General features: G+C 73.1%; 26 protein-coding genes. 14 read left to right on the top strand and 12 right to left on the bottom strand.

Going from position 1 to position 26,519, the window contains the following annotated elements; translation table 11 throughout:
- Positions 1-174 precede the first annotated feature (174 nt).
- Positions 175-987, top strand: a complete 813-nt coding sequence (locus ACN6LD_RS19060; protein WP_319193826.1) for an SAM-dependent methyltransferase — start codon at positions 175-177, stop codon at positions 985-987.
- The gene (locus tag ACN6LD_RS19055) at positions 984-3,119 is read left to right on the top strand and encodes a putative bifunctional diguanylate cyclase/phosphodiesterase (protein ID WP_319193824.1); all 2,136 of its coding nucleotides are present in this window, start codon (positions 984-986) and stop codon (positions 3,117-3,119) included. Before ACN6LD_RS19060 ends, ACN6LD_RS19055 begins: the two co-directional genes overlap by 4 nt.
- Before the next feature lie 105 nt (positions 3,120-3,224).
- Here the strand turns inward: ACN6LD_RS19055 and ACN6LD_RS19050 are convergent, their stop codons facing one another.
- Positions 3,225-4,106: a LysR family transcriptional regulator gene (locus ACN6LD_RS19050; RefSeq protein WP_319193822.1), complete on the bottom strand. Its 882-nt coding sequence runs from the start codon at positions 4,104-4,106 to the stop codon at positions 3,225-3,227.
- 131 nt (positions 4,107-4,237) lie between these two features.
- On the opposite strand from ACN6LD_RS19050, the gene ACN6LD_RS19045 reads away from it, so the two are divergent.
- From ACN6LD_RS19045 to ACN6LD_RS19020, 6 genes are all read left to right on the top strand, one after another.
- A complete protein-coding gene (locus tag ACN6LD_RS19045; protein ID WP_319193828.1) occupies positions 4,238-4,909 on the top strand; it encodes a succinate dehydrogenase in 672 nt (223 codons plus the stop codon).
- Positions 4,910-4,911: 2 nt separating this feature from the next.
- The gene (locus ACN6LD_RS19040; RefSeq protein ID WP_445043807.1) at positions 4,912-6,870 is read left to right on the top strand and encodes a fumarate reductase/succinate dehydrogenase flavoprotein subunit; all 1,959 of its coding nucleotides are present in this window, start codon (positions 4,912-4,914) and stop codon (positions 6,868-6,870) included.
- Positions 6,867-7,616: a succinate dehydrogenase/fumarate reductase iron-sulfur subunit gene (locus tag ACN6LD_RS19035; protein WP_319193818.1), complete on the top strand. Its 750-nt coding sequence runs from the start codon at positions 6,867-6,869 to the stop codon at positions 7,614-7,616. The genes ACN6LD_RS19040 and ACN6LD_RS19035 overlap by 4 nt, the downstream gene beginning before the upstream one ends.
- Positions 7,617-8,001: 385 nt before the next feature.
- A complete protein-coding gene (locus ACN6LD_RS19030) occupies positions 8,002-8,784 on the top strand; it encodes a GNAT family N-acetyltransferase (protein ID WP_445043806.1) in 783 nt (260 codons plus the stop codon).
- A complete protein-coding gene (locus ACN6LD_RS19025) occupies positions 8,781-9,731 on the top strand; it encodes a lysophospholipid acyltransferase family protein (RefSeq protein WP_445043805.1) in 951 nt (316 codons plus the stop codon). The genes ACN6LD_RS19030 and ACN6LD_RS19025 overlap by 4 nt, the downstream gene beginning before the upstream one ends.
- Positions 9,732-9,770: 39 nt before the next feature.
- Complete coding sequence (locus ACN6LD_RS19020) at positions 9,771-10,859, top strand: NAD-dependent epimerase/dehydratase family protein (protein WP_445043804.1); 1,089 nt, start codon at positions 9,771-9,773, stop codon at positions 10,857-10,859.
- Between the two features lie 43 nt (positions 10,860-10,902).
- Here the strand turns inward: ACN6LD_RS19020 and ACN6LD_RS19015 are convergent, their stop codons facing one another.
- Together ACN6LD_RS19015 and rpmF are read right to left on the bottom strand one after the other, a co-directional pair.
- On the bottom strand, positions 10,903-11,970 hold the full coding sequence (locus ACN6LD_RS19015; RefSeq protein WP_445043803.1) for an LLM class flavin-dependent oxidoreductase: 1,068 nt from the start codon (positions 11,968-11,970) through the stop codon (positions 10,903-10,905).
- Between the two features lie 163 nt (positions 11,971-12,133).
- Complete coding sequence (rpmF, locus tag ACN6LD_RS19010) at positions 12,134-12,304, bottom strand: 50S ribosomal protein L32 (protein ID WP_319193809.1); 171 nt, start codon at positions 12,302-12,304, stop codon at positions 12,134-12,136.
- A gap of 183 nt (positions 12,305-12,487) precedes the next feature.
- On the opposite strand from rpmF, the gene ACN6LD_RS19005 reads away from it, so the two are divergent.
- Positions 12,488-12,979, top strand: a complete 492-nt coding sequence (locus tag ACN6LD_RS19005; RefSeq protein ID WP_445043802.1) for a phosphatase domain-containing protein — start codon at positions 12,488-12,490, stop codon at positions 12,977-12,979.
- A gap of 5 nt (positions 12,980-12,984) precedes the next feature.
- Here the strand turns inward: ACN6LD_RS19005 and ACN6LD_RS19000 are convergent, their stop codons facing one another.
- On the bottom strand, positions 12,985-13,200 hold the full coding sequence (locus ACN6LD_RS19000; protein ID WP_057581022.1) for a dodecin: 216 nt from the start codon (positions 13,198-13,200) through the stop codon (positions 12,985-12,987).
- Positions 13,201-13,429: 229 nt separating this feature from the next.
- On the opposite strand from ACN6LD_RS19000, the gene ACN6LD_RS18995 reads away from it, so the two are divergent.
- Positions 13,430-14,686: an extracellular solute-binding protein gene (locus tag ACN6LD_RS18995; RefSeq protein WP_319193805.1), complete on the top strand. Its 1,257-nt coding sequence runs from the start codon at positions 13,430-13,432 to the stop codon at positions 14,684-14,686.
- Positions 14,687-14,758: 72 nt separating this feature from the next.
- Here ACN6LD_RS18995 and ACN6LD_RS18990 read toward each other — a convergent pair whose 3' ends face one another.
- Positions 14,759-16,165: a pyridoxal phosphate-dependent decarboxylase family protein gene (locus tag ACN6LD_RS18990; RefSeq protein ID WP_445043801.1), complete on the bottom strand. Its 1,407-nt coding sequence runs from the start codon at positions 16,163-16,165 to the stop codon at positions 14,759-14,761.
- Between the two features lie 125 nt (positions 16,166-16,290).
- Between ACN6LD_RS18990 and ACN6LD_RS18985 the strand changes: the two genes are divergently transcribed.
- On the top strand, positions 16,291-16,761 hold the full coding sequence (locus ACN6LD_RS18985; protein ID WP_319193802.1) for an Lrp/AsnC family transcriptional regulator: 471 nt from the start codon (positions 16,291-16,293) through the stop codon (positions 16,759-16,761).
- A gap of 142 nt (positions 16,762-16,903) precedes the next feature.
- The gene (locus ACN6LD_RS18980; RefSeq protein WP_445043800.1) at positions 16,904-17,422 is read left to right on the top strand and encodes an Lrp/AsnC family transcriptional regulator; all 519 of its coding nucleotides are present in this window, start codon (positions 16,904-16,906) and stop codon (positions 17,420-17,422) included.
- Between the two features lie 11 nt (positions 17,423-17,433).
- Here ACN6LD_RS18980 and ACN6LD_RS18975 read toward each other — a convergent pair whose 3' ends face one another.
- Both ACN6LD_RS18975 and ACN6LD_RS18970 read right to left on the bottom strand, forming a co-directional pair.
- Positions 17,434-19,134, bottom strand: coding sequence for an aldehyde dehydrogenase family protein (locus ACN6LD_RS18975; RefSeq protein ID WP_445043799.1), 1,701 nt, complete (start codon positions 19,132-19,134; stop codon positions 17,434-17,436).
- 5 nt (positions 19,135-19,139) lie between these two features.
- Positions 19,140-19,508, bottom strand: a complete 369-nt coding sequence (locus ACN6LD_RS18970) for a hypothetical protein (protein ID WP_445043798.1) — start codon at positions 19,506-19,508, stop codon at positions 19,140-19,142.
- 340 nt (positions 19,509-19,848) lie between these two features.
- Between ACN6LD_RS18970 and ACN6LD_RS18965 the strand changes: the two genes are divergently transcribed.
- The gene (locus ACN6LD_RS18965) at positions 19,849-20,517 is read left to right on the top strand and encodes a hypothetical protein (RefSeq protein ID WP_445043797.1); all 669 of its coding nucleotides are present in this window, start codon (positions 19,849-19,851) and stop codon (positions 20,515-20,517) included.
- Positions 20,518-20,648: 131 nt separating this feature from the next.
- Here ACN6LD_RS18965 and egtD read toward each other — a convergent pair whose 3' ends face one another.
- From egtD to egtA, 4 genes are all read right to left on the bottom strand, one after another.
- Complete coding sequence (gene egtD / locus ACN6LD_RS18960; protein ID WP_445043796.1) at positions 20,649-21,629, bottom strand: L-histidine N(alpha)-methyltransferase; 981 nt, start codon at positions 21,627-21,629, stop codon at positions 20,649-20,651.
- A gap of 106 nt (positions 21,630-21,735) precedes the next feature.
- A complete protein-coding gene (gene egtC, locus ACN6LD_RS18955; protein WP_445043795.1) occupies positions 21,736-22,530 on the bottom strand; it encodes an ergothioneine biosynthesis protein EgtC in 795 nt (264 codons plus the stop codon).
- Positions 22,530-23,903, bottom strand: a complete 1,374-nt coding sequence (egtB, locus tag ACN6LD_RS18950) for an ergothioneine biosynthesis protein EgtB (RefSeq protein WP_445043794.1) — start codon at positions 23,901-23,903, stop codon at positions 22,530-22,532. Before egtB ends, egtC begins: the two co-directional genes overlap by 1 nt.
- Positions 23,900-25,201, bottom strand: coding sequence for an ergothioneine biosynthesis glutamate--cysteine ligase EgtA (gene egtA, locus ACN6LD_RS18945; RefSeq protein ID WP_319192226.1), 1,302 nt, complete (start codon positions 25,199-25,201; stop codon positions 23,900-23,902). The genes egtB and egtA overlap by 4 nt, the downstream gene beginning before the upstream one ends.
- 386 nt (positions 25,202-25,587) lie before the next feature.
- Here egtA and ACN6LD_RS18940 point away from each other — a divergent pair, with 386 nt between their 5' ends.
- Positions 25,588-26,061, top strand: a complete 474-nt coding sequence (locus ACN6LD_RS18940) for a TIGR02452 family protein (RefSeq protein ID WP_445043793.1) — start codon at positions 25,588-25,590, stop codon at positions 26,059-26,061.
- Here the strand turns inward: ACN6LD_RS18940 and ACN6LD_RS18935 are convergent.
- Complete coding sequence (locus tag ACN6LD_RS18935; protein WP_319192230.1) at positions 26,046-26,492, bottom strand: type II toxin-antitoxin system PemK/MazF family toxin; 447 nt, start codon at positions 26,490-26,492, stop codon at positions 26,046-26,048. The genes ACN6LD_RS18940 and ACN6LD_RS18935 overlap by 16 nt on opposite strands.
- Between the last annotated feature and the right edge of the window lie 27 nt (positions 26,493-26,519).

Here is a 26,519-nt window from a genome sequence, read left to right as displayed (position 1 = left end):
GAACCCTCTGGAGCGGCCCGGACACTTTTCGCAGCCCGCGGGGGTCGTCGGTCCGGCACGTGCCGGAGGCAGTGACCGGGAACGGACGGTCAATTTCCGTTTCCCCTCGCCCGTTTGGCGGGCGATCAGTAGCCTCAGCTCGAACACCGGATCGCCTACGCCTTGGAGAGATAGATGGAGCGTCCCGCCTGGGCCCCTCGGAGCATCGACATCTCGGTGCCGAGCGTCTCGCGGATCTACGACTACTACCTGGGCGGATCGCACAACTTCGAGGTGGACCGGGAAGCGGCCCGCAGGGCCATGGAGTTCGTGCCCGGACTGCCGAAGATCAGTCAGGCGAACCGGGCGTTCATGCGCCGTGCCGTGCGGTACGCGGTCGACGAGGGCGTCACCCAGTTCCTCGACATCGGCTCCGGGATCCCCACGTTCGGCAACGCGCACGAGATCGCCCGGGCGGCGAGCCCCGAGGCGCGCGTGGTCTACGTCGATCACGACCCGGTGGCCGTGGCGCACAGCCAGGCGGTGCTGACCGACTGCGACGGCGTCGACGTCGTGGCCGCCGACCTGCGCAAGCCGCAGGAGATCCTGACCAGCCCGCAGGTGGAGCAACTGCTCGACCTGACGCGGCCGGTGGCCCTCCTGCTGGTCGCGGTGCTCCACTTCGTCGAGGACGCCGACGACCCGCACGCGGCGGTGGCGGAACTCGGCGCCGCGCTCGCGCCCGGCAGTCTGCTGATGCTCACGCATGCCTCGTACGAGGGAATCCCGCAGCTGTCGCAGCGGGCCGAGGGCGCCGTCGACGTGTACAAGGACATTCGCAATCCGCTGGTCATGCGCTCGCGTGACGAGATCGGGCGGTTCTTCGAGGGGTACGACATGGTGGAGCCGGGACTGGTGCCGATGCCGTACTGGCGGCCGGACACGGCGCCGGAGGACGAGGACCCCTGGGCCTTCTCCGGGTTCGCCGGCGTGGGGCGTACGGCGTGAGTGCGGAGCCGGACGGGCCGGAGGACAGACTGCGGCGGTTCGTGACGATCTGGAGCCGGGCCGTGTACCCGGTGACCTCGACGTCACTGACCCGCCCCGAACTCGAAGAGCGACTCCTGCCGCTGGCGCGGCGCTTGCGTGAGGCGCTGCTGGAGCGGACCCTCGACGCCGACGCCGCCAAAGCGGTCGGCGCCGCCCTGGTCGACGTGCACTGCACCGACCCCGAGGCGCTCAGCCGCACACTCGACTGCGTCGACGCCTATCTGGTGCTCTACTGCGGCGAGGACGGGCCTCAGGAGGACCTGCGCACCCGCGCCTCACGTCTGCAGCACGCCATGGCGGGCGGCTACGCGGCGGCGCTGCGCGAGCGCACCCTGACCGAGCAGGAGGCCATCGCCCAGGCCGCGTTGCGCGCCCAGGGCGTCGTCGCGCAGGCGCTGCACGCCAGCGAGGCCCGCTTCCGCGCGGTCTTCGAGGGAGCCGCGATAGGGATCAGCATCGCCGACCTGGAGGGCAACGTCCTGCAGGTCAACGGGGCGTTGCTGCGCATGTTCGGCGGTTCGCAGCAGTCGCTGCTGGGCCGCAAGGTCCAGTCCCTGACCCACCCCGAGGACGCGCCGCAGACCTGGCGGCTCTACGACGAGCTCGTCCGCGGTGAACGGGAGCACTACCACACGGAGAAGGCGTTCAGCCGCCCCGACGGAACGGTCCTGTGGACCAATCTGACGGTCTCGCTGCTGCGGGACGCGGACGGTGCCCCGCAGTACCAGCTGGCGCTGATGGAGGACACCACCGAGCGCCGGCTGCTCAACCTGCGGCTGCGCTACGAGGCCACCCACGACGCGCTCACCGGACTGCCCAACCGCACCCTGTTCTTCGAACGGCTGGAGAAGGTCCTGGCGGCCGGCGAGGGCCGTCGGTTCGGGCTGTGCTACCTCGACCTCGACGGTTTCAAGACCATCAACGACAGCCTCGGACATGCCGCCGGCGACCGGCTGCTGGTGGAGGTCGCGGACCGGCTGCAGTCCTGCGCGACCGCGCCCGGGGAGATGGTCGCCCGCCTCGGCGGCGACGAGTTCGTGGCGCTGACCACCGGCCCCGACACCCGCCATGAGGTCGACGAGCTCGCCGCGCGCATCATGAACGCGCTGATCGCGCCCGTGAGCATCGACGGCCGGGAGCTGACCGTGCGCGGCAGCATCGGCATCGTCGAAGGGCCGGCCGGGGAGCGCAGCGCGGCGGAGGTGCTGCGCAGCGCCGACATCACCATGTACCGGGCCAAGTCGGCGGGCGGCAACCGCTTCGAGGTCGCCGACCCGGAGGCCGACGCCCGCGCCATCACCCGGCACGGCCTGACCACGGCGCTCCCGGCGGCCCTCGAACGCGGCGAGTTCTTCATCGAATACCAGCCGCTGGTCCACCTCGGCGACGGCAGCGTACGCGGCGCGGAGGCGCTGGTGCGCTGGCTGCATCCGCAGCACGGGGTGCTGGGCCCCGACCGGTTCATCCCGCTTGCGGAGCACACCGGTCTGATCGTGCCGCTGGGCCGCTGGGTGCTGGAGGAGTCGGTGCGGCAGGCCGGCGAGTGGCGTGACCGCCACCAGGACACCGGCCCGCTGCGCATCAACGTCAACCTGTCCCCGTGCCAGCTCACCCATCCCGGCCTGGTGCAGGACACCGTCGACATCCTGGAGCGCGCGGGCGTCGACCCCGCCGCGCTGTGCCTGGAGGTGACGGAGTCGGCGTTGATCGGCGCCGACGACGCCCTGCTCAAACCGCTGCGCCGGCTCGCCGAGATGGGCGTGGACATCGCGCTCGACGACTTCGGCACGGGCTACTCCAACCTCGCCAACCTGCGCCGGCTCCCGGTGAGCGTGCTCAAGCTGGACCGCTCCTTCACCCGGGGCATGCAGCAGTTCCCGGCGGACCCCGTCGACCTCAAGATCGTCGAGGGGATCGTCTCGCTCGCGCACAGTCTGGACCTCGCGGTCACCGTGGAGGGCGTGGAGACCGGCGCCCAGGCCGAGCAGCTGCGGATACTCGGCTGCGACACGGCCCAGGGCTGGTACTACGCCCGCCCCGGCCCCCCGGACCGCCTCCACGACCTGGCCCTGGTGGACGCGACGGGCTGACCTCGGGCGCGACTTCTCCGGGTGGAGCGGGCCGTCACGACACGGAGCACGGCCACCGGCGCGCGGCGCGGCGCTCGGCCTGCCGTGCCGCGCGGTCGGCCCGGATCACCGCTCCAGCAGCATGCGCTGCAGCTCACGCGCCGCTCGGGGCGGGGCCACGTCGCTGCGGTGGGCCAGGGCGATCGTGCGGTGCAGGCCCGGCCGGGCGAGCGGGGTGACCCGCAGGCCCCGGCCGGAGCGGGCGGCCACCATACGGGGGACGACCGCCACCCCGAGGCCGGCCCGCACGAACCCGAGCACCGCGTCCATCTCGCCGCCCTCCACCGCGAAGTCGGGTTCGAATCCCTCCGCGCGGCATGCGGCGACCGTGAGTTCCCGCAGGTCGTAGCCGTGCCGGAACATGACCAGGCGCTCGCCCTCCAGGTCGGCGATCCGCACGGTGCGCCCCTGTCCCGGCCGGCGTGCCTCCGGCGAGGACACCACCACCAGATCCTCGCGCAGCAGCTCCACCGTGGTCAGCGCCGGGGACGGGCTGGGCAGGGGCAGGACGACCAGGGCGAGGTCCAGGGCCCCGCGTGCCAGTTCGCGGACGAGGTCGTGCGAACCGCCCTCCTCGATCACGAGCCGGATGCCCGGATAACGGTCGTGGAAGGCGCGCAGCACGTCCGGCAGCAGGCCCGTGCAGACACTGGGCGTCGCCCCGAGCCGCACCCGCCCGCCGCGCATCTGCACCAGCTCCTGCACCTCGTACCGGGCGGTCTCGGTGTCCGCGAGAATCCGCCGGGCGAGCGGCAGCAGCGCCTCGCCCGCGTCGGTGAGGGTGATGTTCCCCCGCGCCCGCAGGAAGAGATCCGCCCCCAACTCCCGCTCCAGGGACTTGATCTGCTGCGACAGCGACGGCTGCGCCACGTGCACGAGCTCGGCGGCGCGGGTGAAGTGCCGGGTCTCGGCGACCGCCACGAAGTACTGGAGCTGCTGGAACTGCATGCCTCCAGCGTACGCCGACGATAGGCGAAGCCTATGGAATCCAGGCGGACCATGTCTTGGACCGATCGGCCGGCCCGGCCGTAGCGTCTGCAGACATGGCTCTGGCAACGCGGACCGACCGACGGTCGTCCATGGCGCGCACGGTGTGGGACTCCTCCGTCGGCAAGAAGACGGTGATGGCCGTCAGCGGCATGATCATGCTGCTGTACCTGGTCGCCCACGTCATCGGCAACCTCAAGATCTTCTTCGGTCCGGCGGAGTTCAACCACTACGCCCACTGGCTGCGCACGGTCGGCGAACCGTTCATGCACTACGGGTGGACCCTCTGGCTCGTACGCGTGGCACTGGTCGTCGCGGTGGTCGCCCACGCCGTCTCGGCGTACCAGCTCAGCCGCCGCGACATGAAGGCGCGGCCCACCAAGTACGTGCACAAGAAGCCGCGGGCGAGCTACGCCACCCGCACCATGCGCTGGGGCGGCGTCATCCTCGCCCTGTTCATCGTGTGGCACATCCTGGATCTGACCACCGGCACCGTGCACAGCGGCGGCTTCCAGGAGGGCCACCCGTACCAGAACGTCGTGGACACCTTCTCCACCTGGTACGGCAACGCCGTCTACATCGTCGCCATGCTCGCCGTCGGTCTGCACGTGCGGCACGGTTTCTGGAGCGCGGCCCAGACCCTCGGCGTCGGCAGCCGCACCCGCGACCGTGCCCTCAAGATCTTCGCCGACGTCCTCGCACTGCTGCTCACGGCCGGTTTCCTCGCCGTGCCCGTGGGCGTCATGACCGGAGTGGTGAGCTGAATATGAGTCCCTTCTCCTCCTACGCGCACTACACGACCGGAGACCCGGTCGTCGACGCCAAGGCGCCGTCCGGCCCGGTCGCCGAGCGCTGGGACAAGCGCCGCTTCGAGGCCAAACTGGTCAACCCCGCCAACCGGCGCAGGCACACGGTGATCGTCGTCGGCACCGGTCTCGCCGGCGGCTCCGCCGGCGCCACGCTCGCCGAACAGGGCTACCACGTCGTCCAGTTCTGCTACCAGGACTCCCCGCGCCGCGCCCACTCCATCGCCGCCCAGGGCGGCATCAACGCGGCGAAGAACTACCGCAACGACGGCGACTCCGTGCACCGGCTCTTCTACGACACCGTCAAGGGCGGCGACTTCCGGGCCCGGGAGTCCAACGTGCACCGGCTCGCGCAGATCTCCGTCGAGATCATCGACCAGTGCGTCGCGCAGGGGGTGCCCTTCGCCCGCGAGTACGGCGGCCTGCTCGACACCCGCTCGTTCGGCGGCGTGCAGGTCTCGCGGACCTTCTACGCCCGCGGCCAGACGGGCCAGCAACTGCTCCTCGGCGCGTACCAGGCCCTCAGCCGTCAGATCGCCGCCGGCAACGTGGAGATGCACCCGCGGACCGAGATGCTCGACCTGATCGTCGTCGACGGCCGGGCCCGGGGCATCGTGGCCCGGGACCTGATCACCGGGAAGATCGACGCCTACGTCGCGGACGCCGTCGTCCTGGCCAGCGGCGGTTACGGGAACGTCTTCTACCTGTCGACCAACGCCATGAACTCCAACGCCACCGCGATCTGGCGGGCGCACCGGCGTGGCGCCTACTTCGCCAACCCCTGTTTCACGCAGATCCACCCCACCTGCATCCCGCGCACCGGCGACCACCAGTCGAAGCTGACGCTGATGAGCGAGTCGCTGCGCAACGACGGCCGGATCTGGGTGCCGAAGGCCGAGGGCGACGACCGTCCGCCGAACCGGATCCCCGAGGCCGAGCGCGACTACTACCTGGAGCGCATCTACCCCGCCTTCGGCAACCTGGTCCCGCGGGACATCGCCTCGCGCGCCGCCAAGAACGTCTGCGACGAGGGCCGGGGCGTCGGCCCGGGCGGCCAGGGCGTGTACCTGGACTTCGCCGACGCGATCGCGCGCATGGGCCGCAAGACCGTCGAGGCCCGGTACGGCAACCTCTTCGACATGTACCGGCGGATCACCGACGAGGATCCCTACGAGGTCCCGATGCGGATCTACCCGGCCGTGCACTACACGATGGGCGGACTGTGGGTCGACTACGACCTGCAGACCACCGTCCCCGGCCTGTTCGCGATCGGCGAGGCCAACTTCTCCGACCACGGCGCGAACCGCCTCGGCGCGAGCGCCCTCATGCAGGGCCTCGCCGACGGCTACTTCGTCCTCCCGGCGACCGTCAACGACTACCTCGCCCGCCATCCGCGCCAGAGCGAGGTGAGCGACGAACACCCCGCCGTCCAGGAGGTGCTGGCCGAGACACAGGACCGCCTGAACCTGCTGCTCTCCGTGGACGGCGACCGCACCCCGGACTCCTTCCACCGCGAACTCGGCGAGCTCATGTGGGAGTTCTGCGGCATGGCCCGCACCGACGCCGGACTGCGCAAGGCCCTGGAGCGCATCCCGCAGATCCGCGAGGAGTTCTGGCGGCGCATCAAGGTCCCGGGAACCGGCGAGGAGTTCAACCAGTCCCTGGAGAAGGCCAACCGGATCGTCGACTACCTGGAACTCGCCGAGCTGATGTGCCTCGACGCGCTGCACCGCGCCGAGTCCTGCGGCGGCCACTTCCGCGAGGAGTCCCAGACACCGGACGGCGAAGCCGCCCGCCGCGACGACGAGTTCGCCTACGCGGCCGCCTGGGAGTTCACCGGCGCGGGCCACGCGCCCACCCTGCACAGGGAAGACCTGGTCTTCGAGTACGTCCACCCCACCCAGCGGAGCTACGCATGAGGCTCACCCTGCGCGTCTGGCGGCAGCGCGACGCCGACGCCGACGGCGCCATGTCCACGTACGAAGTGGACGGCATCTCGCCCGACATGTCCTTCCTGGAGATGCTCGACACCCTCAACGAGGAGCTGATCCTGCGCGGCGACGACCCGGTCGCCTTCGACCACGACTGTCGCGAGGGCATCTGCGGCGCGTGCTCGCTCGTCATCAACGGCGACGCGCACGGACCGGAGCGCACCACTGCGTGCCAGCTGCACATGCGGTCCTTCCGGGACGGCGACACCATCGACGTCGAGCCGTGGCGGGCCGCCGCCTTCCCGGTCGTCAAGGACCTGGTGGTCGACCGCGGCGCCCTCGACCGGATCATCCAGGCCGGCGGGTACGTCACCGCACCCACCGGCGCCGCGCCCGAGGCGCACGCCACGCCGGTGCCCAAGCCGGACGCCGACTTCGCCTTCGAGCACGCGGAGTGCATCGGCTGCGGGGCGTGTGTGGCCGCATGCCCCAACGGGGCGGCGATGCTGTTCACGTCCGCCAAGGTCAACCATCTCAACGTGCTGCCGCAGGGCGCACCCGAGCGGGAGACCAGGGTGCTGGACATGGTGGCGCAGATGGACGAGGAGGGGTTCGGCGGCTGCACGCTCGCCGGGGAGTGCGCGACGGCCTGCCCCAAGGGCATCCCGCTGACGTCCATCACCGCAATGAACAGGGAGTGGCTGCGGGCGACCCGGAAGGCCGCCAAGCGGTAGCGCCGGGCAGGTTGAGCGTTCGCCGAAGGTGCGGACGGGCGGGGCCGGGAGTGGTGCTCCCCGGCCCCGTCTCGCCTCTGCGGGACCGGTGGGGTGCGGCGCCTGACGGGCGCATCCTGATTGGCGAGGACGACGGCGAGGCGGCGGCCGACGACCGGCGAGGACGACAGCCGACGGACCGGCCCCGCCACGGCGAACGACCGGCGAAGAGACCGGCGCCCGCCGACCCGCCCCTGCGGCGGTCCGAGTCGTTCAGCAAGCCCACATCAGCTCTCTTCGCGCCGGTCACGCCCAGGTCGGCCGGGAGCGGAAGAACAGGGGCGGCAGCACCCACGCCATGGGGCTGCAGCCGCTGCGCCTTCCCGGCCCGCGACAGGAGAGAGCCATGACCGGCATTTCCACGCTCGACCGTCCCCAGCAGTCCACGGCACCCGTCCGCTACACCGTCACCCTGGCCCGCGACGAGGACGACGTACGGGCCGCGCAGCGGCTGCGGCACGACGTGTTCGCCGGCGAGCTGGGCGCCTCGTTGGCGTCCCCGCACCCGGGCCTCGACGTCGACCCGTTCGACGCCCACTGCGACCACCTGCTGGTGCGCGACACGTACACCGGCCAGGTCGTCGGAACCTACCGGCTGCTGCCGCCGGAGCGCGCCTCGGCCGCCGGACGCCTCTACTCGGACGGCGAGTTCGACCTCGGAGCGCTCGACGCGATCCGGCCCGGCCTGGTCGAGGTCGGGCGCTCCTGCGTGCACCCCGACCACCGCGACGGCGCCGTCATCGGCCTCATCTGGGCCGGCATCGCCCGGTACATGGTGGACCGCGGCCACGCGTGGCTGGCCGGCTGCTGCTCCGTCCCGCTGGCCGACGGCGGCGCCCTGGCGGCCGGCGCCTGGGAGCGGGTGCGTGCGAAGCACCTGGCGCCCGAGGAGTTCCGGGTGCGCCCGCTGCGGCCGTGGACGCCGCCCCCGTCCGCCGCGTCCGCCGCGTCCGGACGCACCGAGCTGCCCGCCCTGCTGCGCGGCTACCTCCGGCTCGGCGCCTGGGTGTGCGGGGAGCCCGCCCACGACCCCGACTTCGGCGTCGCCGACCTGTACGTGCTGCTGCCGATGAGCCGGGTCGACCCGCGCTACCTTCGGCACTTCCTCTCCCTCGTGCCGATCGCGTGAGCGTCTGGCTGCCGGGAGCGCCCTGCACTCCGCGGATGTGCGTGCGGGCGACGGCGTCCCGTACGGGCGTGGTGAGGGCGGTGCTGCGGCTCACCGCGGTCACGGCGCTGGTGCTGGCCGGGGCGGTGCTGTCGCCGCTCGGCGGGCTGATCCCGGCCGGCGCGGTGCGACGGTGGAGCCGGACCGTCGTCCGGGCGGCCGGGGTGCGGGTCCGGGTGACCGGTGCGAGCGCGCCGGCCGCCGGGGGACTGCTGCTCGTCGCCAACCACATCTCCTGGCTGGACGTCCCGCTGCTGGCCGGCGTCCGCCCGGCGCGGATGCTCGCCAAGGCCGAGATCCGGCGGTGGCCGGTGGCGGGCGCGCTGGCCGCGCGCGGCGGAGTGCTGTTCATCGAGCGCGACCGGCTGCGCGCCCTGCCCGCCACGGTGGAACGGATCGCGCAGGTGCTGCGTTCCGGGCGGGCGGTCGCCGTGTTCCCGGAGGGGAGCACCTGGTGCGGCCGCGCTCAGGGGCGCTTCCGGCGGGCGGTGTTCCAGGCCGCGCTGGACGCCGGGGCCCGGGTCCAGCCGGTGCGCATCGGATACCGCGACGGCGGCGGCGCGGTCAGCACGGCGGCCGCCTTCGTCGGCGACGACTCCCTGCTCGCCTCACTGTGGCGGGTTGCGTCCACCCGGGGCCTGGTGGCCGAGGTCGAGGTGCTGCCCGCCCTCGCGGCGGACGTTCACCCGGACCGCAGGGCACTGGCCGAGGCGGCCGGGGCCGGGGTGCTGGACGCGCCGCGTGAGCGCCCCTCACCCCTCCCGGCCGCCGACCGGCACGGCCCGCGCGGCCCACGGCCGGCGGTCGGCGGCGGCAGGCGGCGGGTGGTCCGGGGGCGGACAGCCGCGCGGCGGCAGCCGGCCGCCGCGGCGATTCCCGGCAACGCGGGGACGGTCGCGCCGGGTTGATGGGATCATGACGCGTCCCGATCTCCGAGGGGAGCGCGCGTGAGCACGGATCCGGCCGACACACCGGTGCTGGTGACGGGTGGCAGCGGCTTCGTCGCCGCCCATCTCGTCGAACAGCTCCTCACACGCGGCTACCGCGTGCACACCACCGTGCGCTCCACGGCGAACGCGGCCAAGTGCGGCCCGCTGCACGCCCTCCAGGACGCCTTTCCCGGCCGCCTCGTCCTCTTCGAGGCCGACCTGCTCACCGAGGGCTCCTTCGACGCGGCGATGCGGGCCTGCACGGTGGTCTTCCACGTCGCCTCGCCGTTCCTGATGCCGGAGAAGATCAAGGACGGCCGTCGGGACGTCGTGGAGCCCGCTCTGCGGGGCACCCGCAATGTCGTGGCGTCGGTCGAGCGCACGCCGACGGTCCGCCGGCTCGTCCTCACCTCCACGGTGGGCGCGATCTTCGGCGACTACGCCGACGTACGGGAGATGGACGACGGGACGCTGTCGGAGAAGTACGTCAACACCACCAGCACGGTGGAGAACAACCCCTACCACTACGCGAAGACGGTCGCCGAGCAGGCGGCCCGGGAGGCCGAGGCCGCACAGCAGCGCTGGCGCATGGTCTCCCTCAACCCCGGGCTGGTCCTGGGCCCTTCGCTCACCCCGGCCTCCGACTCGGGCAGCCTGTTCCTGCTGGACGAACTGTTCAAGGGCTACTTCTTCTACGGCGCCCCGGACTTCAGTTTCACCACGGTCGACGTGCGGGACGTGGCGGCGGCCCACATCGCGGCCGCCGAACACCCCGGCGCCCACGGCCGGTACATCCTCGCCGCCGAGGAGATGACCTCCTTCCACCGGATGGCGAAGATCCTCCTGGAGCAGCACCCGAGGAACCTGCGCCTGCCCCGGACGGCCCTGCCGCACTGGCCGGTGCGCGTCCTCGGTCCCGCCTTCGGCCTCTCCCAGGCCTACATCCGCAGCCACCTCGGGATCCGCTTCCGTGTCGACAACCGCAGAAGCACCGAGGAACTGGGACTCGTCTACCGCCCGATCGAGGAGACCGTGAGGGACCACTACCGGTCCTGGCGGGAGCAGCGCGCTCGCCGGAGCAGCGCGTTCCGCGGCGTCCGGCGCTGACCGCGAGGGCCGGCCCAGGGCGCCGCCGCCGGCCCGAGGCCGGTCACCCGCAGAAGTCCCCGCGGTTCTCCGCGTGCCGGAGCGCCGCCGACCGGTGTGGGGCGTCGCCGCGTTCCCGGTCGACGATCGAGGCCAGCCGCCGGAAGGACTCCAGCAGCGCGGTCCGGTCGTAGGTGCTGGTGGTCACCAGCACCTCCTGCGCTCCCGTCTCCTCGAGCACGGTCTCCAGCTCACGGGCGACCTGTTCCTCGTCGCCGACGACGCCGCCGGTGAGCCCGGCCTCGTAGAATCCGCGCGCCTTCGCCGTCATCGGTCGCCTCTCGGCCTCCTCGGCGGGCGGCAGCGGAGGGAACGTGCCGTGGGTCCGCGAGTACGCCATGGACCAGGCCTCCGGTACCAGCAGCCGGCGCGCGGCCTTTGGCGTCGCGGCCACCGCGACCGTCCCGGAGACGACGACGTACGGTTCCGCCGCCCACGGCGAGGGCCGGAAACCGGCGCGGTAGCGGTCGATGCCGCGCCGCATCCTCTCGCGGTCGCGGAGGTCGCCGACCACCAGCGGCAGGCCCGCGCGGGCGGCGATCTCCGCTCCCTCGCCCAGGGCCAGCACGAACGGCGGCACGGCCAGGCCCTCCGACGGCCGGGCGCGGACCCCGGTGGGCGAGGCGCCGGCGAACCAGTCGAGAAGTTCCCGCAGCTGCCCGGCGAAGTCGTCGGCGTCGTCCTTGTCGCGGCCCAGCGCCGTGCGCACCCCGTCGGTGAAGCCCACCGAGCGGCCGAGCCCCATGTCGATCCGGCCCGGGAAGAGGGACTCCAGGACGCCGAACTGCTCGGCCACGACCAGCGGGCGGTGGTTGGGCAGCATCACCCCGCCGGTGCCCACGCGGATGGTGCCGGTCGCGGCGGCCACGGCCGCGGCCAGGACGGTGGGCGCGGACCCGGCGACACCCGGCACGCCGTGGTGTTCCGACACCCAGAAGCGGTGGAAGCCGAGCCGTTCGGCCTCCTGCGCCAGCCGCACGGTGTCCCGCAGCGCCTGCGCGCCGGTGTGCCCCTCACGGATGCGCGAGCGGTCGAGGACGGAGAAGCGGGCCGAAGCGATCACGGAGCTCATAAGGGGTTCAACGCCTGGCGGCCCGTGGGATTCCTCGCCCGCTGCGTCGGTCCTTACACCCGTCGCGGGTCCCCATCCGGGCGTCCTGCACCCGTCGTCCCTCACCCGCCGCCCCCTGCCCGGCAGCGAGCACCGTGACGGGCAGCGGGCGGTCGTGCGCGCCTCAGCCCTCGGGGTGCAGCAGGCCGCGTTCGTACGCCTTCAGCAGGCGCTGGGGCACGAGATGCCGCACACCGTCGACGGTGACCGGCACCAGCCGCGGTGCGGTCGCCTTCCATCGGGCGCGCCGGTGGCGGGTGTTGCTGCGGGACGTCTTCCGTTTGGGAACGGCCATGGGAACCTCCTCGATCGGCTCGCGGTGAGCTTCGAGGACGCTATATGAAAATGGATATCATTAGCAATTAATGGGAAGGGGGGGCTCGGGTGAGTGAGATCGGGGGTGGGTGTGCGAGGGGAGGGGGCGGCGGGGCGCCGAAGGCCGGCCGCCCGATGGCGGCGCCTGGCTAGGGTGGACGGCGTGAACGAGAGCAGCAGGCAGCCCCTCGCCGTGTTCGACCTGGACAACACCCTCGCCGACACGGCCCACCGGCAGCGCTTCCTGGAGCGCAGGCCGCGCGACTGGGACGCGTTCTTCGCGGCCGCGCCGGACGACCCGACGATCCCGGAAGGCGTCGCGCTGGCGCTGTCCAGCGCAGAGGAGTGCGAGGTCGTCTACCTCACCGGCAGGCCAGAGCGCTGCCGGCGCGACACGCTGGAGTGGCTCGCCGCGCAGGGGCTGCCTGAGGGGCGTGTGCACATGCGGCGCAACGGCGACCGCCGGCCCGCCCGGCTCACCAAGCTGGAGATCCTGCGCGGGCTCGCCCGCGACCGGACCGTGCGCGTCCTGGTGGACGACGACGAGCTGGTCTGCGCCGACGCCGAACGGGCCGGGTTCACCGTCGTGCGGGCACGCTGGGCCGCTCCTTCGGGAGAGCTCAAGCAGGCGCAGGAGGGTGAAGGCCGTACCTGAGCGGCTCAGTCCGACTCGTCGAGGCGGAAACCGACCTTCAGGCCCACCTGCCAGTGCGCGATGTCGCCGTTCTCGATCTGGCCGCGCACCTGGGTCACCTCGAACCAGTCCAGGTTGCGCAGCGTCTGCGAGGCGCGGGCGAGCCCGTTGCGGACGGCCTGGTCGACGCCGTCCGGCGACGTGCCGACGATCTCCGTGACCCGGTAGGTGTGGTTCGACATCGGGCTGCTCCTCTCGACCGTGACGGCGTCGTCACGTGTGTCACGCGTCACTCCACCGTGCCCCAAGCTGCGGCGGAGCGCGAGGCGTCGGCGCGGACGGGCGGGTTCCGGGTCGATCCCCTTGACCCCTCGCATTGGTCCATACCAAAATCCGGGACACCCGTTCGAGCGCCGCGCTCGTCCCCCATGTCGGGCCCCCGCCCTGTCCGTCCGACAGAACAGGACCCCCGTGCGACGTCGCCTCCTCGCCCTCCTCTGCGTGTCCGCCGCCCTTCTGACCGCCTGCGGGGTACTGCCCGGGACGGGGGGCGACCGGAGCACGGTCACGGTGTGGCTGATGAAGGACAGTGCCTCGCAGGACTTCCTGGACCGGTTCACCGCGGACTTCGAACACCGCCACCCCGGCCTCGACCTCGACGTCCGCATCCAGGAGTGGACGGGCGTCGGCGACAAGGTGGAGGCCGCGCTGGAGTCCGACGACGAGAACGGGCCGGACGTCATCGAGGTGGGCAACACCCAGGTCCCGCGGTACGTCGTCGGGCGCGGGCTGCTCGACCTGACGCTGGAGTCGGCGGCGAAGTGGGGAAGGGACGACTGGCTGCCCGGTCTCGCCGAACCCGGACAGCAGCGCTTCCACCAGTACGGCATCCCCTGGTACGCGGCCAACCGGGTGGTGATCTACCGCAAGGACCTCTTCGAGCAGGCCGGCGTCACCGCCCTGCCCCGCACCCGCGCCGAGTGGCTCGCCGCCACCGAGAAGCTGAACGCGGACGGCCGGCAGGGCATCTACCTCGCCGGCCAGGACTGGTACACCCTCTCCGGGTTCATCTGGGACGAGGGCGGCGACCTCGCCACCGAGGACGGCGGGCGCTGGCAGGGCGCCCTCGACACGAAGGCCGCCCTGCGCGGCATGGACTTCTACCGGCGCCTGCAGTCGCTCGGCAGGGGACCGGTCGCCGCCGACGAGGAACATCCGCCCCAGGCGGGGGTGTTCGCCACGGGCAGGGTGGCGCAGATCGTGGCGGTGCCCGGACTGGCCCGGGCCGTGCTGGAGCAGAACCCCGCCCTGGAGGGCGAGTTGGGCTTCTTCCCGGTGCCCGGCAAGAGCGCGGACCGGCCGGGCGCCGTCTTCACCGGCGGATCCGACCTCGTCGTCCCCCGTGCCACCGACGTCCGCGAGGGCGCCGTCGCCGTGGTCGCCGCCCTGACCGGCGCCAGATGGGACACCGAGCTGGCCCGCACCATGAACTACGTGCCCAACAAGGCCGAACTCGCCGGAGCGGTCGCGGGGGAGGAGGGCGCCGCGGCCATGGCGGCGGGGGCCGCGCAGGGGCGCGCGACCCCCAGCACGCCCGAGTGGGCCGCCGTCGAGGCGGACAACCCGATCAAGGGCTACATGACGAAGGTGCTCACCGGCGCCGACCCGGCGACCGAGGCCCGCCGCGCCGCCCGCCGGATCACCCGGGCGCTGACGGCGACCTCCTGACGGCGTGCCCGCTCCGCCGTCGCGGACCTCGCCGACGGCTCGCGTTCGACGTCGACGTCGCGCAGAGGACCGTCAGCGAGCGGCCGGGGCCGGCGGCGGCCCCGGCCGGACGGTCCGGCGGAGCGTGTGGAGCACCTCGATCACCTCGTCCGCACGGGTGTCGGGGTTCACGAAGGCCATCCGCAGGACGGTCCTGCCGTTCCACCGGGTCGGCACGCACAGCGTGGCACCCGTCCGGGCGGCCTGCGCGGACCAGGCCGCGTAGTCCTGCGCGTCCCATCCCGGTCGTTCGAAGAGGACGACGGACAACTCGGGTTCGGCGACCAGGCGCAGGTGGTCGCTTGCCCGGATGGCGTCGGCGACCCGTCGGCCGGTGGTCAGGGTCCGCTCCACGGCCGCGGCGTAGCGGTCGGTGCCGTGCACGGCCAGGCTGAACCAGAACGGCAGGCCGCGGGCGCGGCGGCTGAGGTGGAGCGCCAGGTCCGACGGGTTGTGGGCATCGCGGTCGATGGCGTCGAGGTAGTGCGCCGACTGACTGTGCGCGGCGCGTGCCGGAGCGGGGTCGCGGTAGAGCAGCGCGCAGCAGTCGTACGGTGCGAACAGCCACTTGTGCGGATCGACGATGAAGCTGTCGGCGCGCTCGATGCCGGTGTAGCGATGGCGCACGCTGGCGGCGGCCAGGCCGGCTCCGCCGTAGGCGCCGTCGACGTGCAGCCACACGCCGTGCCGTGCACAGGCGTCGGCGATCGTGTCGAGCTCGTCGACCAGGCCGGCGTTCGTGGTCCCCGCGGTCGCCGCGACGGCGAACACCCCGTCGGTGGCGTCGAGGGCGGCGTTCACGGCGGCTCCGGTGAGGTGCCCGTGCCGGTCCACGGGCGCGGTGACCACCTCCACGTCCATGGCGCGTGCCGCGGACCGGATCGAGGAGTGCGCGCTGTCGGCGCACACGATCTTCCAGCCTCCGGCCGGGCGGGGCCGGCCGGAGGCGGCGGCGCGGGCCGCGACGAGGGCGGAGAGGTTGCCCATGGTGCCGCCGCTGACGAAGCATCCCGCCGCGGTGGCGGGCCAGCCGAGCAGCCGGGTGAGCCAGGCGAGCGCCTCGTTCTCGGCGTGGATGGCCCCGGCCCCGGCCTCCCAGGTTCCGGCGAAGATGTTCGCCGCACCGGTGACGGCTTCGAAGGCGAGCGCGGCCCGGGTGGGGGCCGCGGGGATGTAGGCCAGGTTCGTCGGCCCGTTCTGGGCGCGGGTGGCGGGAGCCAGGACGCGGTCGAACAGACCGAGCGCGGCGGCGGCGCCGATACCGGGGGCGGTGATGGCGCTGCCGGCGGCTTCGGCCAGGTCGGCCGCCGGGCGGGCGCCCGTCACGGGATCCGGGTCCTGCCTCAGACGCTGCCAGGCGTACTGCACGGCAACCGAGACCACCTCGTCCTCGTCACCCCACACCCGGACCTCGGCAGGGGAGACGCTCTTCGCTGACATGCCATCGCATGGTGCTTTCTGCATGGCGGAAACCTAGAAACGGTCATCAGTATGCGCAATATGCGTCCAATACATTGCGCATAATGCTCAACGGCGTTCCGGTGGGCCGTGGCATACTGGGCATCATGCGAAACGTGGACGCCGTCGACGCGCGCATCCTCCTCGCGCTCGACGCGGACCCGCAGGCGACCACCGTGGCCCTGGCCGACCGGCTCGGCCTCGCCCGCAACACGGTCCAGAGCCGGTTGCGGCGACTCGAGGAGAGCGGCCACCTCAAGGAACCCAGCCGCCGGGTCGACCCGGCCGCGCTGGGCTACCCCTTGCTCGCCCTGATCACCCTGTCGATCAGTCAGAGAGTGGGGGAGCCCACCCGCGAGGGCATCCTGCGCATCCCCGAAGTCGTCGAACTCCTCGTCACCACCGGCGACGCGGACCTCCTCGCGAGGGTCGTCGCCCGTGACACGACAGACCTCCACCGCATCACCAACCACCTGCTCGAAGTCCCCGGCGTCGTCCGCTCCAACACCACGATCGTGCTGAGCGAACTGCAGCCCCTCAGCGTCCGCCCTCTCCTGCGGCGCCACGCCGGCCCCTGATCCCCGCCGGGGCTGCCCGGGCGTCCTTGCGGCGCCCGGAGGGCGCCTGCTGCTTCCGCCGGACACTTGACAGGAGAAGTGCGCCGATACCTGAATATGTGTCCAGCAGCCGCACCGAACCGGTGACGAACTGCCGAAATCGATGGCCGGGGAGGACGAAGTGTCCGAGGGAATCTCGCCGCCGACGGCAGCGGCCGTACGCACTGCCGTCCCGCTCGACGACATCGACCGGCAGATCCTCAGTCGGCTCCTCGAGGACGGCCGGATCTCGGTCCGCTCACTCGCCGAGCAGGTGCACATCTCCCGGGCCAACGCCTACACCCGCATCGGCCGGCTCGTCGCCGAGGACGTCATCACGGGCTTCACCGCGCAGCTCGACGCCCAGCGAGCGGGCCTCGGCACGAGCGCCTACGTCACGATGAGCATCGAGCAGAACGCCTGGCGTGACATCTCCCGCGACCTGCGCCGCATTCCCTACGTGGAGCATGTCGCCCTCGTCACCGGCGACTTCGACGTCCTGGTGCTGGTGCGGGCACCGGACAACCTGGCCCTGCGCAAGGTCGTGCTGGAGAGCATCCAGGCGGTGCCGGGCGTGCGCTCGACCCGCACCTGGCTCGTCTTCGACGAGGTGCGGGGACGCGGCGCCACCTGGACGGACTGAGGCCGAAGGCTTCACAGGTCCACCAGCTCGGCGGCCTCGACGCGCCTCGCAGGCGCCGGGACGGGACCCGTCGGCGTGGCGTGCCTGCGTGAGCGCACCACCCGGAACCGCCCGGTGACGAAGTGGGCTCCTCCGCCCGGCAGATCAGCGAGAGCCGAGGACGGGTCGGCCGGCAGATCGTCCAGGTTCTCCACCAGCGGCACCCCGGCGTCGAGCGCCGCCGTCTCGGCCGCCGCGAGGACCAGCGTGTCGGTGGAGTGCACCGAGGCGTAGAGCGCGCCGTGCCGCGCCACCGTACGGCGCAGGAGCGCCAGGCTGTGCGAGGTGGACTCGGTGCCGATCAGGAAGGAGATCGGTCCGGGCCACTCCCGTGTGTAGACCTGCTCGTCCGAGGCGCGCAGCCGCACCAGCAGCGGACTGCGCAGCTCGGCGCCCAGATGGCGCGGATGGGGCACCCGGCCGGACGCGTGCACGACCGGGCCGTACCGTGCGGCCTCGGTCAGCGCGGCGCGCACCTCGTCGGCGGTGGTCGCACCCAGCACCCCCGCCGCGCGCACAGGGTGTCCGAGCAGCCGGTCCACGGCCTCACCGAGGTCGGTCCCCAGGTCGCGCAGCGTCTTGTGGCCCTCGTCGGAGCCGAAGCCGTGCTCCGGCACCAGGATGTTCTGCGGTGTGGTGCGCACCGTCCCCGCGCACAGGCAGGAGGAGAGGGCGAGCCCGCGGACCAGGCCCGGGTAGTCGTCGGTGGAGTCCACGACCACGGTGTTCAGCCCGGTCCGGTTGGCGAACACGGTGGCCTGCGCGGCGTGCCGCTCCAGCCAGTCCGCGACGCGCGCGGAGCCCGTGAAGTCGACGATCCGTACGGCCGGATCGGTGGCCAGCCGCAGGTGCGCCTGCCGCCCCGGCTCCGACACGGCGAGTGTCACCAGGTTCGGGTCGTGACCGGCCTCCTCCAGCACCTGCCGGGCGACGCGCACCGTGATCGCCAGCGGAAGCACCGAGCGCGGATGCGGGGCGACGACGACGGGATTGCCGGTGACCAGGCTGGCGAACAGGCCCGGATAACCGTTCCAGAGCGGGAAGTCGGGACAGCCGATGAGCAGCGACACGCCGCGTGGCACCAGCGTGCAGGTACCCCGCAGTGCGAGCGGCGGCCCACCGCGTCGTCCCGCGCTCTCCCAGCGCAGGCCGGACGGAACCCGCTCGGACTCGGCGAAGGCCTGGGCCACCACCTCGAGCGCACGGTCCTGCGCGCGCGGCCCGGCGGCGTGCAGCGCGGCCCGCAGCGGCTGCCCGGTGGTGTGGTGCACCGCGAGCGCCAGTTCGTGACTGCGGGTGTTGAGCCGCCGCAGGATCTCCACGGCGAGCCCGGCACGGCGGCGGGGCCCCGCGGCCCGCCAGCCGGGCGCGGCCCGTGCGGCCGCCGCGACCAGCTCCGAGGGTTCGCAGCGCGGATAGGCGATGGCGAGGCAGAGCCCGTACGGCGACGACTCCGTGCGCACACGGGCGACTTCGCCGGGCTGCACCAGGTCGAAGGGCCGCCCCAGCAGCGAGCCGAACACCTTTCCCGCAGTACGGGTCGACCGCATGCCGGCGTCGGCCGCGTCCTGGACGGTCGCCTCGGCGAAGGGGCGATGGCACTCACCGGCGGCGAGGGCGCGGACGACGCTGTGCAACAGCTCGCGGTGACGCTCGTAGGGGCCGGGGCGCATGGCCGTCAGCCTCTCCGGCTCGGTGCGAGCGGCGGCAGGGCGTCGTTCTGCGCCGCCAGTGCCATCGTCACCCGGACGCCCCCGCCGGGGAACGTGCGGACCATGACCCGTCCGCCGGCACAGTGCCGCGCGAAGTCCCCGCTCCCCCCGCTGCCCCCGCCGTCCCCGCCGAGCGGCAGCCGGACGACGTCGGACAGGGAGGCGGGCACGTCGTGGCCCGGCGTCCGCGACCGCCCCGGGACGCGGTCGGGTCCGGTGACCGTGAGGCGGTGCGGGGCGGCGGGTTCACCGCCGGCCGGCTCGACCGCCCCGGGCTGTTCTCGGCCCGGCACATGGGCGGGCAGCTGGGACAGAGACGCACGGACACGCACCATGCTCGACTCGCTTCTGCAGCGCTGGAGCCCGAGGTCTGCCGTCGGGCGTTCGACAGGGAAATCGTGAAGACGGGAAGCCGATTGCTCAACTGCCTGGCGATTTCGGCTACGGATCGCCGAAAAGGGGAGTCCGACGCGGCAAACCGTCTCCCGGGAGATCCTCCGGGACCTCGGCCACGAGACGAACGGCACGCCGTCCGGGGTGCGCCGGGCGACCCCCAGGATCACGAAGCGGACACAGCGGCTTTCCGGCGTCCTCGCCGGGGCCGGGGCCCGGCAGACTGCTCGCCGCCCGCACCATCGGAAGTGCGCGGGCCGGCCCGTGACGATCGAGGAAACCATGCACACCACCCGGACCCGGCTCCGCCGCGGGGCGCTGACGGCCTGCTCGGCGGCCCTCGCCCTGCTCACCGCCGGCTGCTCGAAGGCGTCCGAGACCACCCAGACCGGAGGCTGCCGTGCCGACGGCGCATGGTCGGCACGACAGAAGGCCGCCTGGCTGCGCAGCGCGGTCTCCTTCCGCACGCCCGAGGGCGCCGCCGCGCCGGACGTGAGGATGTCGGTCGTCGTGGGCGCGCCGCGGTCGGCGGATGCCCGGCGGCTGTGCCTTCCGCTCGAGGTGCAGGTCGAGTTCTGGACGCTGACGACGACGACCACGACCACGTCGACGCGGACCGATTCGTCGTCCGTCAGGCGCAATCGCCTCACGGCCGACGGCGGCAGAAGCCGGACCGTCGGTTTCCCCGGTGACCTTCCCACGGGGCGGGAAGGCGTGTGCGTCGGGGTGCTCGCGGCCGTGTACGCGGGTGAACCCCTGACCGGACGGGAGCTGCCCCGGGTGACACCGGGACCGTCGGCCGACGCGGACGCGTCGGTACGGTTCGTCACCGACCGGGTCGGCGCGTACCGGCTGTTCCCGCCGCCCGATCCCGCGCGGTGCGCCCCGGGCCGGTCCGTCGTCAGCCCCTCGTCCACGGGGGAGCCGGGCTGGGACCCTTTCCATCCGTGACCGGCGGAGCGGGCGACGGGGCGGACCGGCCGAGATGGCCGCCGACGGCCCGGGCGAGGGCGGGGCTCACGGCTGAGCCCCGCCCCTCCCCAAGAGCCCCGGGACGTCCCGCCGGCGGGCGGTGCGCCGGCTCAGTGAGCGGTGGCGAGGGTGAGCATGAAGCCGGCGTTCGGGTCGGCCCAGAGCTCCTGGGTGCGAAGGCCCGCGGCGGCCATCTCCTCCTGCAGCCCGGAGACGGTGAACTTGGCGCTGCGCTCGGTGATCCATTCCTCGCCGGGTTCGAACTGCACCGCCAGACCGAGTTCCCGGATCTTCACCAGCTGCTCGGCCCGGCTGCGCAGCCTCATCTCGATGTGACTCTCCCCGCTGTTCCACACGGCTGCGTGATCGAAGGCGTCGGGGTCGAAGTCGGCGTCCAGTTCGCGGTTCAGGACGTGCAGCAGGTTCTTGTCGAACTCGGCCGTGACGCCCTGGACGTCGTCGTACGCGGCGATCATCTCCTGCTCGTCCTTCACCAGATCGGCGCCGATCAGCAGGAAGTCCCCGGGACGCATGATGTCCCGGAGCCCCCGCAGGAAGGGGCCGCGGGCGGGCCGCAGGAAGTTGCCCAGCGTGCTGCCGAGGAAGGCGATGAGCCGGGAACCCTCCTCGGGCAGCTCCGGTAGAACGAGCGGAGCCGTGAAGTCGGCCCGCAGGGCGTGCAGACCGATCCCCGGGTACTCCCGGACGAGCTGCGCGCTCGCCTGGTGCAGCGCGTCGCCGCTGACGTCGACCGGAACGTAGTGCAGGCCCGCCGGCCCCAGCGCCTCGATGATCAGCTTCGTCTTGGTCGAGCTGCCTGATCCGAGCTCGACGAGACTGCGGGCCGCGGTCCGCGCGGCGATGTCGCCGGCGTGCAGCTGCAGCAGCCCGAGCTCGGCTCGCCACAGGGGGTACTCCGCGAGCTGGGTGATCTCCTCGAAGAGCTCGCTGCCCCGGGCGTCGTAGAACCAGGTGGGCGCCGTGGACTTCGGCGTACGGGTCAGGCCGGCGCCGACATCGGCGCGCAGGGCGGTGCCGTAGTGCTCGGCCTCGAGAGTGTCGGTGTAGCCGTAGGCGCGGGTGCCGGTCATGAGTGCCTCTCTTCGGTCGACGCCTCATCGGCGGGGTGCGGGGGTCGCCTTTCGCCGGCGGTGTCGGTGCCGTCCTCGGGGAGGGCGGGGGTGATCGGGAACGGACTCACGTGCCGGTCTCCTTGCGTGGTGCGGGTGCCGTGTCCGCGCTCGGGTCCTTGAGCGGGGTGAGCAGGACGTCGGCGCGGCTCGCCACGAGCAGGGTCCGGTCCGGGACCTCCTGCCAGCGTGGATCGTCGTCGTACGGTTCGGAGGCCACGACCACCGTGCCCCTGCCGGGGTCCGTGAGATACCAGAGGGTGTCGCCCCAGGCGGTCGCGGTGACGGCCGCCCCGTCGGTGAGGAGCAGGTTGAGCCGCGAGCCGGGGGCCGCGGCGGCGACCTCGAGGACGGTGTCGGTCAGCGCCTGGCCCGCCGGGTCCCCGGCGCGCAGCCGGGCGAGGAGCAGCGCCCACACGAACGCGGAGTCGTTGCGGGCCTCCATGGACAGCAGGTCGGCGGCGGGCAGGGTGCGCGTCAGCGGCTCCAGCGAGCGCGGCCAGCCGGGGAGAGCCCCGTTGTGGCTGAACAGCCAGGCGTCCGCCGCGTACGGGGCCGCCGCGGCCTCCGCGTCGGCGCCGGCCAGGGTGGCGTCCCGGACGGCGGCCAGCACGGCCCGGCTGCGCACGACCCGGGCCAGGTCGGCGAAGGACAGGTCCGCCCAGATGGGCCCGGCCCTGCGGTAGCGGGCCGGCGCCGGGTCGCCGCCGGCGTACCAGCCCACCCCGAAGCCGTCGGCGTTGACCGTGCCGTGGCGCTGCCGCCGCGGAGCCCACGACTGGCGGTACAGCGCGTGCGGGGGATCGACGAGGAGCCTGCCGAGCGCCTCCTCCGGCCCCAGGTAGGCGAGGTGACGGCACATCAGACGGCCCCCTGGCGGGCCGTGCGGAACCCGGAGAAGGTCTGCCGCCGGATCGGGTAGTCCCAGTTGCGGAAGGTGCCCCGGCAGGCGACCGGGTCCACCGCGAACGAACCGCCGCGCAGCACCTTGTGCTCGGGCCCGAAGAACACCTGCGAGTACTCCTTGTACGGGAACGCCCGGAAGCCCGGGTAGGGAAGGAAGTCGCTGGACGTCCACTCCCAGACGTCGCCGATCAACTGCCGTACGCCGAGCGGGGACGCGCCGGCCGGGTAACTGCCCGCCGGGGCCGGACGCAGATGGCGCTGGCCCAGGTTGGCGTGTTCCGGCGAGGGATCGGCGTCACCCCACGGATAGCGCATCGAGCCGCCGGTCGCGGGGTCGAAGCGGGCCGCCTTCTCCCACTCGGTCTCGGTGGGCAGCCGGCGTCCCGCCCAGCGGGCGTAGGCGTCGGCCTCGTACCAGCACACGTGGAGCACCGGCTCGTCGGGCGGCACGACCTCGGTGACGCCGAAGCGGCGGCGCAGCCACTGCCCGCCGTCCCTGCGCCAGAACAAGGGCGCGTGGATGCCGTGCCCGCGGATGTGCGCCCAGCCCTCCCGCGTCCACCAGCGCTCCTCGTCGTAGCCGCCGTCCTCGATGAACGCCTGGTAGGCCGCGTTCGTCACCGGGGTCGTGTCGATGTGGAAGGGGGCCACCTCCCGCCGGTGGGCCGGGCGTTCGTTGTCCAGGGCCCAGGGCTCGCCGGACGTGCCCATGGTGAACGGGCCGCCGGGGACGAGCACTTCGGCCGGGCCGGTGAACAGCGGGACCGGTTCGGGATCGGGGGCGGTGAGCACCGGCGGCCCGGTGCGGAGCTGATGGGTGATCAGCATGGTCTCGTCGTGCTGCTGTTCGTGCTGCGCGATCATCCCGAAGGCGAAGCCGGCCTCCGTCAGCCGGGTGCCGTGGAAGTCGGCGGACTCCAGCACGTCGGTGACCCGGCCGCGTACCTCCGCCGCGTACCGTCGGGCCTCGGCGGGGGGCAGCAGGGGCAGCGTGGGGCGTTCGGCGCGCGAGTGCTCGAAGGCGTCGTACAGGCCGTCGATCTCGGGGCGCATCGCCTCCCGGCCGGCCACCGCCCGCAGCAGCCACAGTTCCTCCTGGTTGCCGATGTGGGCGAGGTCCCACACCAGCGGGGACATCAGCGGGGAGTGCTGGGCGGTGAGGTCGGGTTCCTCGACGCACGTGGTCAGCAGCGTCGTGCGGGCGCGGGCCGTCGTGAGCGAGGCGAGTGCGCGGGCGCGCAGCACGTCCGGGTCCGGGGCGGCCGTGTTCGAGGCGGACACGGCGGCCGCGCCGGGTGTGGGCTCCGCGTCCAGGGCGGGCTCGGTCATGGGCGGAGGTCCTTCCCGTGCGCGCGGGCGTCCGTGCCGCGCAGGCGGTCGAGCTGGTCGTCGGCGGGGGTGCGCCCCTTGAGGACATAGCGGTCCCGGTAGTCCGTCACGGCCGCCAGCACGGTGTCGTCGGCGCCGAGGCGGGGCAGGGCCCGCAAGGCCGCGCCGAAGCAGGCGACCGCCGTCTCGTGCAGTTCGGGGTCGGTGAGCGCGTGCCGGGCCGCGTCCATCCACAGCGGATTGTGCGGGGCCGGCAGCGGCCGGGCCCGCTCGGCCAGCGGTTTGACCGCGCGGTAGGCGAACTCGGCGGCCTCGGGGTCCTCGAACAGGGCCGTCGTCACGGCGAGCGGCACGATCCAGCCGTCGTCGCCGGGCTGCGCGTCGATCATGCGCAGTTCCAGATGGCCGCGCGGTCTGACCGGCGGGAACAAGGTGGTGAGGTGGTAGTCGAGATCCTCCCGGGTCGGCTCACCCGATCGGGTCCACTGCCGGAAGGTGAGGCGGTCGGGCACCTCCCAGGCGCCCTCGGCACGCCGGACGCACATCACCGGCGCGTCCAGCACGTGCCGCGCCCAGGCCGCGCGCGGATCGCCGTTCATGGCCGGACCTCCCGCACGGCCGGCGCCGATCTCCATCCACAGCAGCTGCCGCGTGGAGCGCCAGCCGGTGGGGACGCCGCCGAGCAGCGGGGAGTTGGCGAAGGCCGCCGTCAGCACCGCGCCCAGCGTGTGCGACAGCCACCAGCGCCTCCCGTGCCCGAGGGGGCCCGGCTCCTCGTACCCGGCGTCCAGGCAGACCTGTACGGAGGCCGAGGTGCACATCATCGCGCGGCCCGCAGGTCCCGTGCGGTCGAGGCAGGCCTCCATGGCGTCGTAGCGCGGCTCGTGCAGGAACCGGCGCGGTGGATGCCAGGGGTCGGTGCCGATGCCGGCGAGGGCGAGTCCCTGCTCGCGCAGGGTCGCGCGGACCGCGGCCAGATCGGCGGAGACGGTGTGCACGCACTCCATGAGGGAGGCGGCGGGCGGCGAGCTCAGCTCCAGCTGGCCGCCGGGCTCGACGGTGAGCGGCGAGCAGAGGGGCACGTCCCGCAGTGCGGCGTAGGCCGCTTCGAGTCGTTCGGGTGTGACGGGGAGCTGCGGCGCGTGCAGCTCGTGGACGAGCCATTCCACCTCGACCCCGATGGTGCGGGGCGGGCCGGTCTTGAAGCAGATTCCCCTGACCAGCGCCTCCACCTCGGCTTCGGTGAGGGCGCTGCGCGGCTCTGCTCCGTTCGTACAGTCGCTGACCGAGTCGGACATGTCGGGATCCTCCTGAGATTCCACCATGCCACCGGTCCGGCCTCGGTGCGGCCGGACCGGTAGAGCTCGTTCCACCCAAGACCCTCGATCCGATTCGCACAAGGGTGCACATCGGGACTTTCAGGACCGTGAAGCCCGGATTCCGTGGCGATTCTCCACCGGTTCACCGCCGGTTTCCCGCTGCCTCAGAGCTGCTTCCCGGACGGACCCGGAGCATGCGCGACAGGGGCCGGGCACCGGAAAATCCTGTTGCACACGATGTCCAGGATCGCTCACGATGCGTGCATGAGCTCGACGGCGGAGGCGCGCTGCGTGCGGCGCGAGGCGCGGTGCGGGCCGGGAGCGACCGCGCGGCGCGCGCTCACGGGGTCCACGGGGGTGGCCCCATGAGTGCGCGACTGCGCGGCATCGCCCGGGCTACGGAGCGGATCGTGGCCGCCGGCGGCTCTCGCGCGTCCGACGGGCGCGAGGTGTCCCTCACCGCGGCGGTCGAGGCCGCCCGGGCCGGCACACGGACGAGGGGACCGGGACCGGTCGACGTGCCCGCGGCCCCGCCGGTGGACCTGCGCGTCGACGTCACCGGCGCGAGCAGCCTGGAGGCCCGCGCCGAACGGGTCCTGGAGACGCCCGCCGCGCACGGCTGCCGCCGCCTGGCGCCGGGCGCCTGGGGCTGCGGGGTGTTCCGCAACGACCCCGCACAGGTGGCGGAGGCGTTCCGGGCCCGGCCGGCGGCCGGCGGCCGCTTCGAGCACAGGTTCACCCACGTGGTCTTCGGGGCGCCGGACCGGACGCCGGGCGGCACGGTCCGTGCCGCCTTCGGGCACGCGTTCGGCCGGACGGGTGCTCAGGTCCAGCCGTAGCGCTCGTGGAGGCGCTGCCGCACCAGGTTGAACCGCATCCGGTCCAGCGCGCAGGCCTCACGGCGCATGCCGTCCTCGTGCAGCCGCAGCACGCGGTCGACGTCCACCCAGGAGTCGCGGCCGGTCCGGTCCCACGGCCCGCTGCCGATGGCCACCCATTCCCGGTCGCCGTCGTGCCGTTTGCTGGAGAGCTGCACGGCCAGGACCGTGCCGCCCGGCTCCCGGGCGACGACGAGCACCGGACGGTCCTTGCCCCGGCCGTCGTTCTCCTCGAACGGCACCCAGGTCCACACGATCTCGCCGGGGTCCGGGTCGCCGTCGTGCGCGGGGGAGTACTCGGTGCGCACCCGGCCGACCTCACGCGGGTCGGCCTCGACGGTGGCGGTGGGGCCGGAGCGGCCCGGGACGTCTGCATCGGTAAACGCGGTCACGGGGGCAAATTCAGCGGTGCCCCCACG

It is taken from the genome of Streptomyces sp. SAS_272 (assembly GCF_052543235.1).
The sequence above is the reverse complement of the archived record's forward strand: the minus strand, read 5'-3'. Positions and strand labels throughout refer to the sequence as shown.

Coding starts and splice junctions, on each gene's coding strand:
- ACN6LD_RS19060 (WP_319193826.1), top strand. CDS start 175: ATGGAGCGTCCCGCCTGGGCCCCTCGGAGCATCGACATCTCGGTGCCG.
- ACN6LD_RS19050 (WP_319193822.1), bottom strand. CDS start 4,106: ATGCAGTTCCAGCAGCTCCAGTACTTCGTGGCGGTCGCCGAGACCCGG.
- ACN6LD_RS19045 (WP_319193828.1), top strand. CDS start 4,238: ATGGCGCGCACGGTGTGGGACTCCTCCGTCGGCAAGAAGACGGTGATG.
- ACN6LD_RS19040 (WP_445043807.1), top strand. CDS start 4,912: ATGAGTCCCTTCTCCTCCTACGCGCACTACACGACCGGAGACCCGGTC.
- ACN6LD_RS19035 (WP_319193818.1), top strand. CDS start 6,867: ATGAGGCTCACCCTGCGCGTCTGGCGGCAGCGCGACGCCGACGCCGAC.
- ACN6LD_RS19030 (WP_445043806.1), top strand. CDS start 8,002: ATGACCGGCATTTCCACGCTCGACCGTCCCCAGCAGTCCACGGCACCC.
- ACN6LD_RS19015 (WP_445043803.1), bottom strand. CDS start 11,970: ATGAGCTCCGTGATCGCTTCGGCCCGCTTCTCCGTCCTCGACCGCTCG.
- rpmF (WP_319193809.1), bottom strand. CDS start 12,304: ATGGCCGTTCCCAAACGGAAGACGTCCCGCAGCAACACCCGCCACCGG.
- ACN6LD_RS19000 (WP_057581022.1), bottom strand. CDS start 13,200: ATGTCGAACCACACCTACCGGGTCACGGAGATCGTCGGCACGTCGCCG.
- ACN6LD_RS18990 (WP_445043801.1), bottom strand. CDS start 16,165: ATGTCAGCGAAGAGCGTCTCCCCTGCCGAGGTCCGGGTGTGGGGTGAC.
- ACN6LD_RS18985 (WP_319193802.1), top strand. CDS start 16,291: ATGCGAAACGTGGACGCCGTCGACGCGCGCATCCTCCTCGCGCTCGAC.
- ACN6LD_RS18980 (WP_445043800.1), top strand. CDS start 16,904: ATGGCCGGGGAGGACGAAGTGTCCGAGGGAATCTCGCCGCCGACGGCA.
- ACN6LD_RS18975 (WP_445043799.1), bottom strand. CDS start 19,134: ATGCGCCCCGGCCCCTACGAGCGTCACCGCGAGCTGTTGCACAGCGTC.
- ACN6LD_RS18970 (WP_445043798.1), bottom strand. CDS start 19,508: ATGGTGCGTGTCCGTGCGTCTCTGTCCCAGCTGCCCGCCCATGTGCCG.
- ACN6LD_RS18965 (WP_445043797.1), top strand. CDS start 19,849: ATGCACACCACCCGGACCCGGCTCCGCCGCGGGGCGCTGACGGCCTGC.
- egtD (WP_445043796.1), bottom strand. CDS start 21,629: ATGACCGGCACCCGCGCCTACGGCTACACCGACACTCTCGAGGCCGAG.
- egtC (WP_445043795.1), bottom strand. CDS start 22,530: ATGTGCCGTCACCTCGCCTACCTGGGGCCGGAGGAGGCGCTCGGCAGG.
- egtB (WP_445043794.1), bottom strand. CDS start 23,903: ATGACCGAGCCCGCCCTGGACGCGGAGCCCACACCCGGCGCGGCCGCC.
- egtA (WP_319192226.1), bottom strand. CDS start 25,201: ATGTCCGACTCGGTCAGCGACTGTACGAACGGAGCAGAGCCGCGCAGC.
- ACN6LD_RS18940 (WP_445043793.1), top strand. CDS start 25,588: ATGAGTGCGCGACTGCGCGGCATCGCCCGGGCTACGGAGCGGATCGTG.